This is a genomic window from Algoriphagus sp. (assembly GCF_013373065.1).
Taxonomy (GTDB): domain Bacteria; phylum Bacteroidota; class Bacteroidia; order Cytophagales; family Cyclobacteriaceae; genus Algoriphagus.
Window position 1 is genome coordinate 219,451 of record NZ_JABXIN010000001.1, and the last position, 17,101, is coordinate 236,551.

Below are 17,101 nucleotides of genomic sequence, written 5' to 3' on the forward strand. Positions count from 1 at the left end.
AATTATTCCATTTTCAAAATCCGCTAAATAAGAGTTCCCTCTTAGCTTTTTTTAAAAGAATTGGGAAATCTTCAAAGTAAGCCCCTTTAAAATTTGAATATCTAAAAAAAGAAATTAAGGCTTAATCTAATCCCTAGTATTATCCAATTCAATAATCAAAGCTTCTTTTAAAGCATTTGTATTTCCAAAAGAATCAGGATTGAATTTGTTGTTATTACTCAAAATAATGATGGTTTGATTGGAATCTAAAAACCGCACCAAAACTGAATTTGCACCAAGAATCCCTCCCCTTCGCTCCATGATCATTGGTTGTGTTTTTGAAAAAGGATAATTGTAGGTCCAAACACTGTATCCCGAGAAATTGTATTCCGGATAGGATTTATAAAGGAGATCTTTACTTTCCTTAGAAAGCAATTGATCACTATATAAGGCTTGATCAAACTTTAAAAGATCCATTGCGGTCGAATACATGGATCCGGCTGAAGCATAATTTTCAATAAATAGAAATGGGTCCGCATTCCGATTATAATTTTCATCGTATGAAAAGGAATAGGCAAAATCTTTTGGGTATTTCCCCTTTTCTAAAAAGCCTGTTTGTGCCATGGCCAATTTATCCAAAATCCTATTTTGAACAGAAGAAGCCCAAGGTCTGCCATCAAACTTTTCGATGATCAATCCTAAGAGCACATAGTCAATATTCGCATAATTAAATTCCCCAAAAGTATTGAGATCATTGGAAAGGGTTTGCTTTATAAACTCCTCCAAAGAAATTTGGGATGTAGTATAAATTTCAAAGTCCTCATTTGGCAAACCGGAAATATGCAGCAACAAATGGTGAACGGTGATTTTATCTGAATTGGGGAGTTCCATTGTTGGAAAAAGCTGATGAAGCGCATCAGTAAGCTTGACTTGACCTTCCTCCACCAACTGCAAAATGACAATAGCTGTAAATAATTTAGTGATCGATGCGATTCCGAACTTCGTGGAATTTGCTACTGGAAAAATCTTGTTTTCATCTTTAAAGCCAAAGGACTGGTGGTATATAGGCTCACCTTTTTCAGCAACCAAAACCGTGCCTTCAAAGGCTTGCTGAGACGCTAATCGTTGAACAAGCTTTTCAATCGCAACCGCTTTTTCTTGAGCAACGCTCGGAAGGCAGAGAACCAAGAATAAAACTAAAAAATTAAATTTTCTATACATACCTGTTGACTTTGGGGGAAATAATACTTCTTCCGCGAAATGTTTCCGTCAAACAAAAAGTCCTGCCGTTACTTCCTGCGTCTCCTCAAAATTCTGATAAGCACAAACTACAGCCTCAAAATTGCTTAATTCTCCCAGGTGTTTTAAAGCCAAAGGATTTCCAAAATGAATCAAAATGCAGGACTTACTCTGTGTGAGGCTTTTGATTTCTTCCAAAATACTTTCATCCATTCCAAACTGATTTAAAGGTTTGTGGCTTGGAACAAAAACCGAAATCAAAACCTTTTCAGCCTGATCTAAAGATGCGAAATCATAGTCCAGCATCTTTGCAAATCGACTTTTTTGAGAGGTAAAATACTCGCAAAATGCAAGTTTACCAGCATGTGCCAAATCCTGGAGGATTTTGGAGTCAATCCTTCCCGAAATTACCGAAACATAGTTTTCAGCCAGACTTTTTTGCAATTTTTGATGAGCATTCCAATCAAAATTCGGAACTGAAATTGGTTGGAAATCAAAAATTCCCAATTGCTTTTTTAACCCCATAATTTTTTGGAACACTACTTCCACTTCCTCCTCGGAAGCCTTTTCAGCTATCTTGGTGATGCCCTCTTTCACATGATCGGAAAAGCACAAAAGATCATTCCCGGCATGAAAGGCCTCCCATTCCAATTGTCCTGGTTCTGGGAAATGATTCGCCACCGCTTTCATATTCAAGGCATCTGAAACAACCAAGCCCTTGAAACCCTTTTTCCCTTTCAAAAAATCAGTAATGATCTCCCTACTGATACTTGCGGGTACTTCCTTTCCTCCACTCAAGGCCGGAACTGCCAAATGCCCCACCATAATCAATTCTACTCCTCGGTCAACCCCATACTGAAAAGGAAACAGTTCTTCGGATTCCAACTCGCTAAGGGACTTATTCAATATCGGCAACCCCAAATGGGAATCTACTGCTGTATCCCCATGACCCGGAAAATGCTTGAAACAAGCTCCGATTCCTGCATTTTTCATCCCCTTGTAATTGGCAAAAGCTAAACGGGATACTTTTTCAGGATCATCTCCAAAGGAACGATAGCCGATGACGGGATTATTGGGATTGGTATTGACATCCGCACAGGGCGCAAAGTTGAGATGAATCCCAGCACGTTTCAGATCCATACCCATTCGATAGCCTACTTCCTCTACCCATTTTTCAGCATCTTCCTGCAAAGCTCCTAATGTAATCGCAAAGGGATATTGAGGGGTCTTTTCGATCCGCATGGCCAGACCATACTCCGCATCAATACAGATCAGCAAAGGAATCTTGGATATACTTTGGAAACGATTTATCAATCCCACCAACTTTTCCAAGGTACCGTTGAAGTCCAATACCTCTGCCCTACTTTCAAAATTAGCAGCGGCGGAGTGTCTGCTATGAAAAAAAGTCAAGCTCCCAATTTCCTCTTCCCGAATTAGTTGTACCAACTTTTGGTGATTCTCCTCCGAATCGTGTACAAAAGCTGCTGGAGAAAAGCATTGAGCTATTTTTTGTTTTTTGGTAAGCATGGTGCAGAATAAAGGGCAAAAAGAAAAGCGAAATTATTCATTCCGCTCTTCCTTTCTAGTTTTATCAGCCATTTCCTCTCAAAATCTCCATAGGAGGTTGATTGATGATCTTTCGTCCATTCAACCATCCTAGAATGATGGTCAGCCCGGTAATTCCTAAATACAAAATCAATGCTTCCGTCCAGGCGGGTCTGAAGGTCATTTCAAAGACAAATAAACTTAATAACCAAGTTGCAATAAAAGACAAAATGATACCTGACAGGGAAGCCAAACTTCCCAGGAAGAAGTATTCAAGGGTATTGATTTTCTTCACGGTAACAGATGAAGCTCCCAAGGTTCGGAGCAAAATACTTTCCCGCATTCGTTGATACTTGCTGATAATCAAAGAAGAAATCAGAACCAAAATTCCAGTGGCAATACTGAAAAATGCCATAAACTGAATCACAAAACTGATTTTGTTCAAAATATCCTCCAGCGTCTCCACAATCACACCCAAGTTGATGACCGAAATATTAGGGAAATCTCGAACCACCTCGGACTGAATTTCGGCCGATTCTCTGTCATTTTTAGTTCGCGTGATGACCACATGAAATTTCGGTGCTTGTTCCAAAACCCCATTTGGGAAAAGCACAATAAAATTGGTAGAAACCTGATTGAATTTCACATTTCGAAAGCTTCCAATGTAAGTTTTGATCGGTCTTCCCTGAACGTTAAATTCTATTTCATCCCCGATTTTCAGATTATTTCCTTCTGCGAAACTGGTAGACAAACTCACAAAAATGGAGTCGCCTCGAGCTCCAACAGGGATTAATTCTCCTTCAGCTAAGGTTTCGGTTTCGATCAAAGTATCTCGGTAGGTTACCCGGTATTCCCGATTGTACATCCATCGCGAGTAATTTTCCTCATCTGGCAATTCCTCGTTTTCCCGCTTATCAATTCCATTGATTTCATTAAGCTGCATGGTAACAATTGGAACCTCCTGAATGATCCGCAAGCCTCGACTGGTTACTTTTTCTTTCACTGCTTCCAACTGCGGCGTTTGAATATCAAACATCAACAAATTCGGTTGATCCTCTTTACTTGCAAACCGAGCTTCTTCTAACAATTGGTTTTGTAGAAAAAATAGGGTACTAATCATGGCCGTACCCAAACCAATCGTAGCAATCAATGAAATGGTTTGGTTATTCGGTCTGTAAAGATTAGCCAGAGCCTGTCGAATCGTGTATCGAAGGGAAATAGGCAAAAACTTTCGAACAGCCCACATAATCAATTGCCCCACTCCCCATAGGATACCAAAGGCAAAAATCACAAATCCGGTGAAACCCAACGCCAAAGTCAAGGATTTCAATAGATAAAAACTGAAACCAAAAATAAAGACTACAACCCCGACAATTACTGCCCAACGGTACGGATCTCTAAGCAAAGTAGAATCGGCTGTTTCAGGACGAAGGGTAGCCATAGGAGACACATTCCGAACCTTTAACAACGGCAACATAGCAAATAAAACAGAAACAAATAGCCCTGTAATGATACCAAAGCCAACCGATAGCCAAGATATTCCTACGGTCACTTCTACTGGTAAGAAATCCTCAAATACGGCAGGAAGAATAAACTGAAGCAAAGTACCTAGGATTGCCCCCAACAAAGCTCCAAAGAAGCCCATCACTAAGATTTCAAACAAGTAAATCAAAAGCACATCTCGGGAGGAAACACCGAGACATCTTAAAACAGCTACTGAGGCCAATTTTTCTTTTACAAAAACATTCACCGCAGAGGCTACTCCCACACAACCTAACAGCAAGGCAATAAAAGCCACTAGGCTTAGGAAGTTGGATAGGTTTTCGAAAGACCGACCTGTGGAACGCTTTCGATCCTCCACCGTATCCGCATCTATCCGTTCTATCTCCCACTCATCTTCAAAAGGCTCAATCAATGCCTCCACATCAGATCCAGGCTGAAATTGAAAGTAGCGATTGTACTCTACCCGGCTTCCATACTGAACCAAACCAGTGGCTTCCAAGTATTCCATTGGGATATAGACAGCAGGAGCGACGGTTGCGGTAATTCCTGTTTGCCCTGGGACCCCTAGCAATTCTCCTACAATCTCAAATTCCAGTTCTCCGACTTTAATTTTATCTCCCACTTCGGCATTGAACTGAGCCATTAAGATTTTTTCAACCAAGGCCTTTTGTCCTCCCGAACGGAAATTTTGATCTCCAGAAGCAGGAATTGTTTCCAATCCTCCATAAAATGGGAAATTACCTTCTAGCGCCCGCACTTGAGTCAATCGACTAGCACCAGTTTGAGGAAAAGCCACCATGGAGGCAAAATTGACTTCCGACGCCATTTGTGTAGCCATAGAATCAATAGGTTGCTCCCCGATGGGTTTATTGTTTTCCAATACCAAATCCGCCCCCAAAAGCTCTTTGGCCTGATTATCAATATCTGAGGTAAGATTCTCCCCAAAACTGCTGATGGCTACCAAGGCAGCTATTCCCACTACAATGGAACTAACAAATAGTAAAAGGCGGGAAATGTTTTTCCGGAAATCCCGGAAAGCCATTTTCAAAATCCAAGCAAAATCAGGCATGGGCATCCTCCTGTATTTTTCCTCCTTTGATATGAATGATACGCTGGGTTTTAGCAGCCAATTCTGGATCGTGGGTCACTAAGACAAGGGTAGTGCCTTTTTCTTTGTTCAGGTCAAAAATCAACTTTTCGATCATATCGCCGGTTTCAGTATCCAAATTTCCCGTCGGCTCGTCGGCGAAAAGGATTTTTGGTTCATTAGCAAAAGCCCGCGCAATGGAAACCCGTTGCTGTTCACCCCCCGATAATTGAGTAGGATAATGCGTTGCCCGGTCACCTAGACCGACTTTTTTTAATAATTCCAATGCTTTTTCCCGTGCATCCTTTCGTTTTTTCAATTCCAAAGGAACCATCACATTCTCCAAAGCAGTCAAAGTTGGGAGCAATTGAAAGTTCTGAAAAATAAAACCCACATCCTGATTTCGAACAGCTGCACGCTCATCTTCTGACATGCGTTCCAATGCTTTTCCATTGAGTTCTACAGAACCGGTCGAAGCGGAATCTAGTCCAGCACAAAGACCCAAAAGGGTGGTCTTTCCACTTCCTGAGGGACCGACGATCGCGAGAGTTTCCCCTGCTTCAATATTAAAATTTACCTGATCCAAAACAGTGAGGCTTCTGTTACCGCTTTTGTAGGTCTTACCCAGGTCTTTAACTGAAAGAATATGCATGAATTAATTCTAGTTTAATAGAGAATATGAAGCTTAAAACGCATCTAAACCGCAATGGTTAAATAAAAACCGAATAAAATTCGGCTATCAGCGTGAAAGTAAACTATTTATTGCTGAAAATTGTACAATAAACTGTTCAGCGGTTGAAATAGGTTCCTATTTGAATTGAAGAGGAAACATTTCTGATGAAAAAGACATTAATAGCAACAAAAAGAAAAATGAAAACTTCTACGTCCATTTCTATATTTTCCTTGATTTTTATAACCCTTTTTGGTTTTAGCTGTGGAGAAAAAAAAGCCAAAAAGGAAGAGGTCACAACTACGGAGGAGACTACCGCTTCTGTTGAAACTTCAACCGAAACCATCTTATTTTTTGGGAATAGTTTGACTGCTGGCTATGGGATCGATAAGGAGGATGCTTTTGCAGGATTGGTTCAGCAACGAATCGATAGCCTGGGATTGAATTATAGAGTAATCAACGGGGGTTTGAGTGGGGAAACTACTGCAGGAGGCTTAAGTAGATTGGATTGGTTTTTAGAAGATGAGCCTGCCATTTTTGTACTCGAATTGGGAGGAAATGATGGCCTTCGTGGGATACTTCTGAGCGAGACAAAAAGTAATTTGGAAAAAATCATCGACAAGGTTCGAGCGAAATATCCCAATACCCATATCATTTTAGCAGGAATGCAAATCCCACCAAATATGGGGCAGGAATATACCAATGAATTCAAGGAAATATATCCTACAATAGCTAAGGAGAAAAATGTCACCTTAATTCCTTTCCTTTTAGAAGGCGTTGCCGGTGATCCTTCCCTCAACCTTCCTGATGGCATCCACCCTACTGAAGAGGGACATCAAATCGTATTTGAAACGATATGGCCATTTATTGAGGAGTTGATCAAGTAAACCTTAGGGAAATAAATTTTCGGTTTTGGGCTATTCCATTAGAAAAAGGAAGCCTTTCACTATCTATTTTTTTATCCTATCTTTTGATCTTAATTAAAATTTTTAAGAATGAGTTTTCAGATCAAAGAAAGCCCCGACTCCTATGATGTCATTATAGTAGGATCCGGAGCTGGAGGAGGCATGGCTTCCAAAATCCTATCAGAAGCTGGCCTTTCAGTCGCAGTTGTTGAGGCAGGTGGAGATTTTGACCCGGCAAAAGAAGAAGACCGAACTCAACTTCGGCCACCATGGGAATCTCCCCGTAGAGGCGCTGGAACTAGAATCCGACCTTTTGGAGATTTTGATGCTGCAATTGGAGGTTGGGATATTGACGGCGAACCCTATACCCGAAAGAATGGAACTCAATTTGACTGGTTTAGATCCAGAATGGTCGGTGGCCGAACCAATCACTGGGGACGAATTTCCCTTCGATTTGGTCCAAATGATTTCAAAAGAGGGAGCATAGATGGATTGGGAGATGATTGGCCAATAGGATACGATGATCTGAAACCCTACTATGACCGAGTTGATAAATTAATCGGCGTATTTGGAACCAAAGAGGGGATCTACAACGAGCCGGATGGCTTCTTCCTTCCTCCCCCAAAACCAAGACTTCACGAACTTTTTATCAAAAAAGGAGCAGATCGAGCAGGAATCCCTATGATTCCTTCCAGACTCTCCATGCTTACCCGTCCGATTAACAATGAGCGAGGAGTTTGTTTTTTCTGCAACCAATGTAATCGGGCATGTCAGGCCTATGCAGATTTCTCAGCTGGAACTTGCCTGGTTCATCCGGCCATGAAAAAAGGGAAAGTAGATTTATATACCTACTCCATGGTTCGCAAAGTAACCACTGATGCACAAGGAAATGCAACTGGGGTTTCCTTTGTTTCCAAAGTGGATATGAAGGAATACAAGTTACGTTCCCGTGTAGTAGTTCTTGGAGCATCAGCTTGCGAATCTGCCAGAATTATGATGAACTCCAAATCCCAAGTATTTCCGGACGGTATCGGAGCTGACTCTGGTGTATTAGGACGTTATCTTCATGATTCTACTGGTGCTGATCGAATGGGAATTATGCCTGATCTCATTGATCGGGAGCGCTACAATGAGGATGGAGTCGGCGGCATGCACATGTACACTCCTTGGTGGCTGGATAACAAAAAGTTGGATTTTGCCCGTGGCTACCATATCGAATATTGGGGAGGAATGGGACAGCCTGCCTATGGTACAGGAATGAGCATGGATAGCATGCGCCAGTATATCAAGGATGAATTTGGCAATCCTAGTCCAAACGGAGGCTATGGTGAAGGGCTGAAAAAAGACATTCGCCGAATCTACGGATCAACCTTAGGAATGTCAGGACGCGGAGAAAGTATCCCCCAGTATGACAACTATTGCGAAATTGATCCAAATGTAGTCGACAAGTACGGTATCCCTGTTCTTCGGTTTAACTACAACTGGACCGATCAGGAAATCAAGCAAGCCAAGCACATGCAGGACACTTTTGAAGAAATCCTCACCAATGCGGGTGCCATTTTGCTTGGGAAAAAACCGGGGCCTGAAACCAAATACGGGTTAGCTGCTCCGGGTAGAATCATCCACGAAGTAGGAACTACCCGAATGGGAAATGACCGCAAATCATCAGTCGTTAATTCCAACTGCCAAGTGCACGATTGCAAAAACCTGTTTGTCGTAGATGCAGGGCCATTTGTCTCTCAGGCAGACAAGAATCCAACCTGGACTATCTTGGCGCTTTCTTGGAGGACTTCGGATTACATCGTTGAACAGTTGAAACAAAAAAACATCTAAGCCATGAATAGAAGAGAAAATCTCAAATTGCTATTTACAGGCTCTCTGGGAGCGGGCTTGTTGATGACAGGATGTGAGCCGGAAGAGCAAGTTGTTTCCGGTCAGATCTTTGAAGGAGGAACACCTGGCGGACGTACTGCTGAGGAAAAAGAACGAGACGCAAAACTGCTCGCTGATTCGTTTTTTACCGAGGAAGAACGAAAAAAGCTCGATACGCTAGTCGATATTATTATGCCTGCAGATTCTGAATCTCCAGCAGCAACAGAATTAAAGGTGACAGATTTTATTGATTTCATGATGCTGGATCAGCCAGGCTATCAGACACCCATGCGTGGCGGATTGATGTGGTTAGATTTTGAGGCGGATGAAAAGTTTGGCAAGCCATTTAATGAACTGAGCAAAGATCAAGTCATTGAAATCGTTGAATTAGTAGCTTGGCCTGATAAAGCTGATCCAGCTTATGAAGGAGGCGTTCGATGGTTTAATTTACTCCGAAACCTCACCTGCACCGGCTATTTTACAACAGAAGCAGGATGGAAGTACATGGGATACAAAGGAAACACACCAAATGTTTGGGATGGAATTCCACAGGAAGTTCTGGATAAGCATGGCTTATCAAATCCCCCACAATACGCTGACTTGTACCTGAAACCTGAGGATAGAGCAAAAGTCGTCCAATGGGATGATGAGGGAAACATTGTCGGTTAAATTCTAAAAATCCACGGATGCCCCGTGGATTTTTTTATTTTTAGAAAATTAATTAAACCAACTTTTACATGAAACTTCTATTGCGTGGCTATACGCTAGCCTTTTTGATTTCCCTTTTCCTATTTTCTTGTAGTGAAAAAACCACAGAGGAAGATGTGGTTCAAATTCAAACCAATTTTACTCTTTCGAAAGTAGATTCGGTGGATTACAAACTTCTTGGAGATCCCATTCTAGCAGATGTGAGTCAGGATGCTAGTCGAATTTTGATTTATGATTATGCAGGAAGTGAAATCATTACCTTCAATCAACAAGGTGAGCTCTTAGGAAAATTTTCAAAAACCGAAGACACTCCTGATGCTTACGGATTTATGATGGAGCTTCCCGGTTTTTTGGGAAATGACCGCGTGGTTGTCAGTGGCCTTCGAGGAATTTTTATTTACGACCTGGAAGGGAACCAAATCAAAAAAATTAACCACCCAGAAGATATCGGCGGAGCGATATTTATGCCTATTACCGGAAAATCAATTGAGTCAATTTCTCGGGAAGGTGAAGAATTTTTAATTGCTAAATCTGTTCGATCTAGAAATACCTTCCCAGGAGAACAAGCATTTTACGATCGCTTTAGAGCCTTGGAGTGGATAAGTGTCCAGAATGGAAATTCCCGAGAAATTATTCCTTTTGAGGAAGGCAGTATATTCAAAAACGGCAAAGGTTACGTTGAAAGTGATTATACGCCAGCATACGAATGGATCTCAGAGAAACTTTACATCAGCTTGGGAGGAGAACCAAAACTTCGGGTCTATGAGTTTTCGGGAGAAGAGCCAATTCTAGATACCACGATTAATTTAACAATCCCGGAGATCAGAGAATTACCGATTCGGGAAAGAAATGAATTTGTAGAGGGGAATCTAATGGTTGACGGAAGTACCCCTTCCATTCGAAATATTCATCAGGTCGGTGATTATCTGCTTATCCATTATTATGCTGGCATGGATCCCGAAAAAACAGAAGAAGCTGGAGAACTCTGGCAATCAGGCAAAGAAGAGGAAGCCGAATTACTCTTTGAAAAACTCCAGGAAGAGGTTAACAAAGGATTCTTGATTTTTGACTTAAAAACACTTCAAATTCTAGGAAACGTAGCCTTGCCAGAAGGAGTAGAAACTGGAGGATTCTTGGCTGCTGGAAACGCACTCTGGTTCCAAAAAGAACCCTCTGAAGAAGTAGAGGAAGATTTTGTTAGAATTTATAAATATGAATTAAGATAAGGATGAGAAGTCGTATAATATTTTTGATCGCTAGCTATACACTTTTTCTTTCCTGTACGGAAAAAGAAAATGAGATTCTAAATAAACCTCTTTCGGAGCAAAATCTTGGGTTCGAAATCTACGACTCCTTGATTGTTGATTATTTGGGAAATCTCATTTTGATGGATATCAGTCCGGATGGTGAAAACTATCTTATGATTGATCAAAATACAGACACCATTTTTGTTGCCAATAAGCAAGGAGATATTAAGCATAAATACTATCGAAGTGGCGAGGATCCAGAATCAATCCAAGGGAACCGAACTGGATTGGGTAAATTTCTAGATAATGAATCCATTCTTATCCCGGGAAGCCAAGGTATTGTCAATTACGAATTGTCGGGGAAAATCAAGAAAGTATTCAAACCTGATTTCCAAGGATTGGCTAGTTTTGTGGTCCCATTCAATCAAGTCCATTGGGTATCTGGACAAAAAGTGTACGTGTACTTACCAGGAAGGAATAGCGATTTAAGTCAACAAGGATTAGCATTTCAAAAGGAATCTAACCGGTTGGAGGTTTTGGATTTAAAAACTGAAAAATTTGAACCTGCAATTCCTTTTCCAAAAGAATCCAAGTATAGTAGTGAAACACAGGAATTTGGCAGTCTAGACTTTTATCCAATTTTTAATGTATCTCAGGATTCCTTATACATCCTATACCGAAACGAACCCAAATTATTCACCTACCACTTATCCAATTTGGTGGAACCTGCAAAAGTCAAAGAAATCCCTTATTCTGAGTTCATCGAACGAAAAATTAGTGAAGAGCCAGCAAGTGGAGGATTTAATCTTAGGGATTTTTTCTTGGGAGTAAACCTTTCAATTTTCCCTACAGAAGACGGAAAATTTTTGATTCGATATCTTACTGGCTTGACAGAAGAAGAAGCTAATGAAGTAATAAATGCCGGAGGGGATGACTTTAATGAAATATTTGTAGAAGCAGAAAAATTAAATGACGGTGGGTATACTCTTTTTGACGGTTCATTGATTAGTCCCAATATCGAAACGCCCGAAATTTTGGGCACTCTAAGCAAGTATATCTCCAAAGACGAAATCTGGTTTTCCCTCAATTTTGAGGAAGCTGAAAATGATTATTCGGTCATTTATAAGACGAGATTAGTCAGCCAATAAAACCATTCATCTATTCCATTTCCTTTTTGCGGGCAAAGCCAATCGGTTTTGCCCGTGATTGTTTATATTTCATTCTGATCAATAAAATTTCTATGAAAAAATCATCGACCTACCTGATATGGGCCGCAGCTGGGTTACTCAGTTTGGGTACCGTTACAGCCCAAGAAGTCAAGCCCACCACTGAAAAAGAATTGATAGTAGCGGTTGAAAAACATCGCGAAATGCTAGCCAATACCCCACTGAATAGCTTCAAGGCCCGAAACATTGGGCCAACAAATATGTCTGGACGAATAGTGGATATTGAGGTTGCGCAAAACCCCAATACCTTCTACATCGCTGCAGCCTCAGGAGGCGTCTGGAAAACAGAGGACAATGGACAATCCTTTACTCCGATTTTTGATCATCAAGGTGCTTTAGGTATTGGAGACATGGCGCTGTCTCCTTCGGACAATAATATTCTTTGGGTGGGAACAGGAGAAAATAATTCCAGTCGATCCACCTATGCAGGCGCTGGAGTATATAAATCCACTGACGCAGGAAAAACCTGGGAATTCATGGGGCTTCCCCATTCTCAGCATATAGGCCAAATCCAAATTCACCCAACAAATCCCAACATCGTATGGGTAGGTTCAATGGGTGGGCTCTATTCAAAAAATAAGGAAAGAGGACTCTACATGACCACCGATGGCGGAGCATCTTGGAAGAAAGTGCTCTACATTGACGATAATACTGGGATCATTGACATCAAAGTTCATCCCGAAAACCCAGATATTCTTCTAGCCGCTTCTTGGGAACGATTCAGACAAGCCCATGACTTCATTGGAAATGGAGAAGGATCGGCAATCTGGCGATCCGAAGACGGGGGAAAAACCTGGAAAAAAGCCGTTGAAGGATTTCCTCAAAACGAATATGTAGGTCGGATCGGTTTTGATTTTGCAAAAAGCAATCCCAATGTCGTCTATGCCCTGCATGATAATCAAGGTCCTTCAGATAAAGAACCTGAGCAACCAAGAAGAAGAGGTCAACAGGAGGAGAACCCGCTGAAGTTTGAGGATTTCAAGGAATTATCAGTTGAGGAAGCTTTGGCTTTGGAGGATGACCGATTGAATTCTTTCCTTCGTAGAAATCAATTTGCTTCCAAATACACGCCAACCGAAATCAAACGACAACTTCGGACTGGTAAAATCACAACAGCCCAAATCGCTGACTACAACAAAGAATCGAACGATGCGAATGCTGCTTTGACCAATAATTCAATTATTGGAGCAGAAGTCTTTCGTTCGGAGGATGCTGGAAAATCCTGGAAGAAAGTTTCTGAATCAGACTTAAGCAGACTCTATAACACCTATGGGTATTATTTCGGAGAAGTTCGAGTAAACACGGAAAATGAAGATGAGATTTTTGTTCTAGGTGTTCCTCTATTGGTTTCAAGAGATGGGGGAAAAAACTTCTCACGCACGGATTCGGTAGGCCGTCCTCACTCCGATCATCAATCCATGTGGATCAATCCAAATGATGGAAAACATATTCTTCTCGGAAATGACGGTGGTCTCTACAGAAGCTATGGAGGTGGAGCAATCTGGGATCATTTGAATACCCAAATGCCGATCTCTCAGTTTTATTCCATTATGACCGATAATGCATCTCCTTACAATGTCTATGGGGGAATGCAAGACAATGGCGTATGGTTTGGAAGCTCTAAAAATGATCCAGCTGACCGCTGGGAATCTTTAATGGGTGGTGATGGAATGGTCGTGGCAGTAGATACTCGAGACAATAACATTGTTTACACGGGATTCCAGTTTGGAAACTATTTCCGAATCGATAAAGCCTCTGGAGACCGAAGAAGGATTACACCAGGACATGACATTGGCGATGACCCGAATCGCTGGAATTGGAGAACCCCTGCCAGATTGAGTCATCATAATCAAGATATCATTTACATGGGTTCCCAGTATGTCTACCAAAGTTTAGATCAGGGAAGTACTTGGACCACCATTTCACCCGATCTTACAAAAAATGAAAAGAGCGGAAATGTTCCTTTTGCTACTTTAACCGTAATCGAAGAGTCACCTTTTGAATTCGGAACTTTGTATGCAGGGACAGACGACGGAAATGTTTGGATTACCCGAAACAACGGCGGAAACTGGGAATCATTGAATGCCGGACTTCCGGAAGACAGATGGGTGAGTTCGATTGCCCCATCCAAGCATCAGGAAGGAGTAGTTTACATCACCTTGAATGGCTATCGATACGACGAGTTCAAAACCTATGTCTTCAAAAGCACCAACTATGGTAAGACATGGACTTCCATCAAAGGAAATCTACCGGAGGAGTCCACCAATATCATTGTAGAGGATCATAGCAATCCAAGCATTCTGTATTTAGGAACAGATCATGGATTATTTGTAAGTATGGATGGAGGAAATAATTGGAATCTATTTCAAGGTGAAATTCCAAACGTAGCCATTTATGACATGGTCATTCAGGAACGCGAAAATGATCTAGTGATCGGCACCCATGGACGAAGCGTTTATATTGTAGAGCTAGAGCAAATCCATGAACTTGCCACTCCCAAACAAAAAGTAATGGATTAAAATTAAAGAGGCCGATCTTTTGATCGGCCTCTTTTTTTAGAATACTTTAAATCCAACAGATAAAACCCATTGATTAAGCCGGTTATCTGTTGAAAAGTTGCTTATGTTTTCAGTGAGATTACTTAAGCCCCCTTCATATTTAGCATCGATGTACAAATTCCCGATATCAAAGCCTAGGCCTGCTTGGTAACCAAATGTCGCTTGTTTAAAATCAACATCCATGACAGTTCCTACTGAGTTTTCTAGATTGGAATCGATATTAAATGAAGCAATTGGTCCCGCTTGGACACGGAGGAATTTGAGGAATTTAAAACCAACCATTACGGGAAGATCAATTCGATTGAAATCAGCCTGATATTTCTCAGAACCACTGTTTCCTTGCAGGTTCAATTCAAATTGACCACTGGTTTGGGTAAATAATAATTCAGGCTGAACATAAAGTCCAGCACCACCTACTCGGGCAAAAACTCCCAAATGATATCCCGTCTGAGCATCAGTTGGCACAAATTGAGTAGACTTAAAATCCAGTTTTGAACTACTCAATCCAGCTTTAATTCCAAAACCAAAATTTTGAGAAAAGCCCACAGAAGCAAGCCCAAAAAGAACGAAAAACAAGATTATTTTTTTCATACGCAGTTATCGTTTGAGAAATATAAACGTGAAAACTCTTCAAAATTATACAGGAGGCAAGTTCCCCCTGATCAATTCACCTGAAATCTTGCCTTCTCCTCGGCAATTATTCGCAAATCAGAAAAGTCCAGCGGTTTGGGGACCAAAGAGTCAAAAGGAACGGTTGAAATCTCACGGTAGTAATTCACATCGCCAGAAGTAAAGCCGATCACAGGAATCCCTTTGGTTTTTCCATTTGCCTTCACTTTAGCCAAAAGCTCAACCCCATCCATGACGGGCATGCTGATATCCGTCAAAATCACATTAAAATCTGAATTGGAGTCTAAAACTAAAAGGGCTTCCCGACCATTTTTGGCGGTTACGACCGTATCCTTCGAGTTTTCGAAAATCCGCTTTAAAATCAAAAGATGCATTGCATCATCATCAACCAAAAGTACTCGCATGCCTTTACCGTGTGATTCTACATTCTTTAACGAAAGAATCGTTCCAAAAAACACGTTTCATGAAAAAACTATAAAAAAATGGCTGCCTTTTTAAAAAGACAGCCATTTCTTAAAGATAAAGATATGATTTAGGCCGCTTGAGGAGCTCCAAACAAGCCTACCATATTTAGAATCAAAAGGATAATTACAATTGGACAAACCCACTTTATAAAGAAGATCCATCCCTTTCGATATATTCCTTGGAACTTAGGAGCACCCATTGCTAACTCATCCGCAAATTCGCCGATTTTCTGAGCCCAGCCTGTGTAAAGGGAAAGCATCAAACAAATCACAATTACGGCGAACGTACCGAAGATAAAGTCCATCGCTCCAAAGAATCCTTCGATAGGATTACTCAAGAAATTAAATCGAATTTCTGCGAAGAAGTTACCCGGAATGGATGACAAGGCAGAAGGAATAGACATCAACATCGCTGCAATCCCTACGATCCAAGTCGCCTTGGTTCGGTTCCACTTTCTATCGTCAATTAGATAAGATACAGGTACTTCCAACATGGAAATAGTGGAAGTCAAAGCTGCAACCATTAAAAGCAAGAAGAACAAAGCTCCGATGACACTTCCACCTGGCATCGCATCAAATACTCGAGGCAATACATCGAAAACCAAGGCTGGACCTGCGGCAGGGTCTTTTCCTGGCAACAAAGCAAACAACGCTGGGAATACCATCAAACCACCCAATAGAGCGACCATGGTATCCATCCCTGCAATCCATCCAGAAGACTGAATGATGTTGGATTCTTTAGGCAAATACGATCCGAATGTAATCATCAATCCCCAGCCTACAGACATCGAGAAGAATGCCTGACCAAGTGCTTGAAGAACTACAGTTCCATTGATTTTTGAAAAATCAGGATTCAAATAATATTGAATTCCAGCTTCAGCACCTTCCAAAGTTACTGATCGACCAGCAATGAAAATGATGATAATGAACAAGATAGGCATCAAAAACTTCGCTGCCTTTTCAATACCACCAGAAATTCCTCCCAATACAATTAGGATGGTAATCAAAATAAATAAGAAGGTGAGTGGAATTACATACAAAGGAGTCTGAACGAACTCCTCAAAATTCACAGGGATATTGATAATTTCAGTAACAATATAGCCAACTGTCCATCCAGCAATCACCGAATAGTAGCTAAAAACAAAAAAGCAGACCATCACACAAAGTACACCTGCTAGTTGCCAGAATTTATTACCACCAGTATCTCGAATCGCTCCGATTGGGTTTTTACCGGATTTTCTACCGAGTGCGATCTCATTGAAAAGCAATGGCAAACCAATGAAAAGAACACAGATCAGGTAAACAAACACGAAGGCTCCACCTCCGTTTTCACCTGTCAGGTATGGAAATCTCCAAATATTTCCTAGGCCAACTGCTGAACCAGCCGCGGCCATAATAAACCCTAAGCTAGAGCCGAATTGTCCCCTTGAATCGGGAGTTGCGCTTACTGCCATAGATAATGCGATTG

At 41.2% G+C, this 17,101-nt stretch carries 13 protein-coding genes; 6 read left to right on the forward strand and 7 right to left on the reverse strand.

The annotated features are described in order from the left end of the window. Positions 1 to 126: 126 nt before the first annotated feature. From HWE15_RS00980 to HWE15_RS00995, 4 genes are all read right to left on the reverse strand, one after another. Positions 127 to 1,200, reverse strand: a complete 1,074-nt coding sequence (locus HWE15_RS00980) for a serine hydrolase (protein ID WP_290505628.1) — start codon at positions 1,198 to 1,200, stop codon at positions 127 to 129. Between the two features lie 48 nt (positions 1,201 to 1,248). Further along, on the reverse strand, positions 1,249 to 2,745 hold the full coding sequence (locus HWE15_RS00985; RefSeq protein ID WP_290505629.1) for a glycoside hydrolase family 3 N-terminal domain-containing protein: 1,497 nt from the start codon (positions 2,743 to 2,745) through the stop codon (positions 1,249 to 1,251). A 64-nt stretch (positions 2,746 to 2,809) separates the two neighbouring features. Further along, positions 2,810 to 5,335 carry an FtsX-like permease family protein gene (locus HWE15_RS00990; protein ID WP_290505630.1) on the reverse strand — a complete coding sequence of 842 codons (2,526 nt, stop codon included), beginning with the start codon at positions 5,333 to 5,335 and terminating at the stop codon, positions 2,810 to 2,812. After that, entirely contained in the window at positions 5,328 to 6,005 is a 678-nt protein-coding gene (locus HWE15_RS00995) for an ABC transporter ATP-binding protein (RefSeq protein WP_290505631.1), read from the reverse strand. The genes HWE15_RS00990 and HWE15_RS00995 overlap by 8 nt, the downstream gene beginning before the upstream one ends. Positions 6,006 to 6,223: 218 nt before the next feature. On the opposite strand from HWE15_RS00995, the gene HWE15_RS01000 reads away from it, so the two are divergent. From HWE15_RS01000 to HWE15_RS01025, 6 genes are all read left to right on the forward strand, one after another. Beyond that, positions 6,224 to 6,910 carry an arylesterase gene (locus HWE15_RS01000; protein ID WP_290505632.1) on the forward strand — a complete coding sequence of 229 codons (687 nt, stop codon included), beginning with the start codon at positions 6,224 to 6,226 and terminating at the stop codon, positions 6,908 to 6,910. Positions 6,911 to 7,018: 108 nt separating this feature from the next. Continuing rightward, a complete protein-coding gene (locus HWE15_RS01005) occupies positions 7,019 to 8,761 on the forward strand; it encodes a GMC family oxidoreductase (RefSeq protein WP_290505633.1) in 1,743 nt (580 codons plus the stop codon). Positions 8,762 to 8,764: 3 nt separating this feature from the next. Further along, a complete protein-coding gene (locus HWE15_RS01010) occupies positions 8,765 to 9,469 on the forward strand; it encodes a gluconate 2-dehydrogenase subunit 3 family protein (protein WP_290505634.1) in 705 nt (234 codons plus the stop codon). Between the two features lie 68 nt (positions 9,470 to 9,537). Further along, entirely contained in the window at positions 9,538 to 10,734 is a 1,197-nt protein-coding gene (locus tag HWE15_RS01015; protein WP_290505635.1) for a hypothetical protein, read from the forward strand. A 2-nt stretch (positions 10,735 to 10,736) separates the two neighbouring features. Continuing rightward, the gene (locus HWE15_RS01020) at positions 10,737 to 11,903 is read left to right on the forward strand and encodes a hypothetical protein (RefSeq protein ID WP_290505636.1); all 1,167 of its coding nucleotides are present in this window, start codon (positions 10,737 to 10,739) and stop codon (positions 11,901 to 11,903) included. A gap of 92 nt (positions 11,904 to 11,995) precedes the next feature. Continuing rightward, the gene (locus HWE15_RS01025) at positions 11,996 to 14,500 is read left to right on the forward strand and encodes a glycosyl hydrolase (RefSeq protein WP_290505637.1); all 2,505 of its coding nucleotides are present in this window, start codon (positions 11,996 to 11,998) and stop codon (positions 14,498 to 14,500) included. A gap of 36 nt (positions 14,501 to 14,536) precedes the next feature. Here the strand turns inward: HWE15_RS01025 and HWE15_RS01030 are convergent, their stop codons facing one another. The 3 genes from HWE15_RS01030 to HWE15_RS01040 form a co-directional block, all read right to left on the reverse strand. Then, on the reverse strand, positions 14,537 to 15,130 hold the full coding sequence (locus tag HWE15_RS01030) for a porin family protein (protein WP_290505638.1): 594 nt from the start codon (positions 15,128 to 15,130) through the stop codon (positions 14,537 to 14,539). A 71-nt stretch (positions 15,131 to 15,201) separates the two neighbouring features. Then, positions 15,202 to 15,573, reverse strand: coding sequence for a response regulator (locus HWE15_RS01035; protein WP_290505639.1), 372 nt, complete (start codon positions 15,571 to 15,573; stop codon positions 15,202 to 15,204). A gap of 128 nt (positions 15,574 to 15,701) precedes the next feature. Next, the gene (locus HWE15_RS01040; protein WP_290505640.1) at positions 15,702 to 17,087 is read right to left on the reverse strand and encodes a sodium-dependent transporter; all 1,386 of its coding nucleotides are present in this window, start codon (positions 17,085 to 17,087) and stop codon (positions 15,702 to 15,704) included. Positions 17,088 to 17,101 lie beyond the last annotated feature (14 nt).

Excerpts from the sequence above, each read along its gene's own strand:
- HWE15_RS00980 (WP_290505628.1), bottom strand. The coding sequence starts at position 1,200 with ATGTATAGAAAATTTAATTTTTTAGTTTTATTCTTGGTTCTCTGCCTT.
- HWE15_RS01040 (WP_290505640.1), bottom strand. The coding sequence starts at position 17,087 with ATGGCAGTAAGCGCAACTCCCGATTCAAGGGGACAATTCGGCTCTAGC.
- HWE15_RS01010 (WP_290505634.1), top strand. The coding sequence starts at position 8,765 with ATGAATAGAAGAGAAAATCTCAAATTGCTATTTACAGGCTCTCTGGGA.
- HWE15_RS01005 (WP_290505633.1), top strand. The coding sequence starts at position 7,019 with ATGAGTTTTCAGATCAAAGAAAGCCCCGACTCCTATGATGTCATTATA.
- HWE15_RS00985 (WP_290505629.1), bottom strand. The coding sequence starts at position 2,745 with ATGCTTACCAAAAAACAAAAAATAGCTCAATGCTTTTCTCCAGCAGCT.
- HWE15_RS01030 (WP_290505638.1), bottom strand. The coding sequence starts at position 15,130 with ATGAAAAAAATAATCTTGTTTTTCGTTCTTTTTGGGCTTGCTTCTGTG.
- HWE15_RS01000 (WP_290505632.1), top strand. The coding sequence starts at position 6,224 with ATGAAAACTTCTACGTCCATTTCTATATTTTCCTTGATTTTTATAACC.
- HWE15_RS01025 (WP_290505637.1), top strand. The coding sequence starts at position 11,996 with ATGAAAAAATCATCGACCTACCTGATATGGGCCGCAGCTGGGTTACTC.
- HWE15_RS00995 (WP_290505631.1), bottom strand. The coding sequence starts at position 6,005 with ATGCATATTCTTTCAGTTAAAGACCTGGGTAAGACCTACAAAAGCGGT.
- HWE15_RS00990 (WP_290505630.1), bottom strand. The coding sequence starts at position 5,335 with ATGCCTGATTTTGCTTGGATTTTGAAAATGGCTTTCCGGGATTTCCGG.
- HWE15_RS01015 (WP_290505635.1), top strand. The coding sequence starts at position 9,538 with ATGAAACTTCTATTGCGTGGCTATACGCTAGCCTTTTTGATTTCCCTT.
- HWE15_RS01020 (WP_290505636.1), top strand. The coding sequence starts at position 10,737 with ATGAGAAGTCGTATAATATTTTTGATCGCTAGCTATACACTTTTTCTT.
- HWE15_RS01035 (WP_290505639.1), bottom strand. The coding sequence starts at position 15,573 with ATGCGAGTACTTTTGGTTGATGATGATGCAATGCATCTTTTGATTTTA.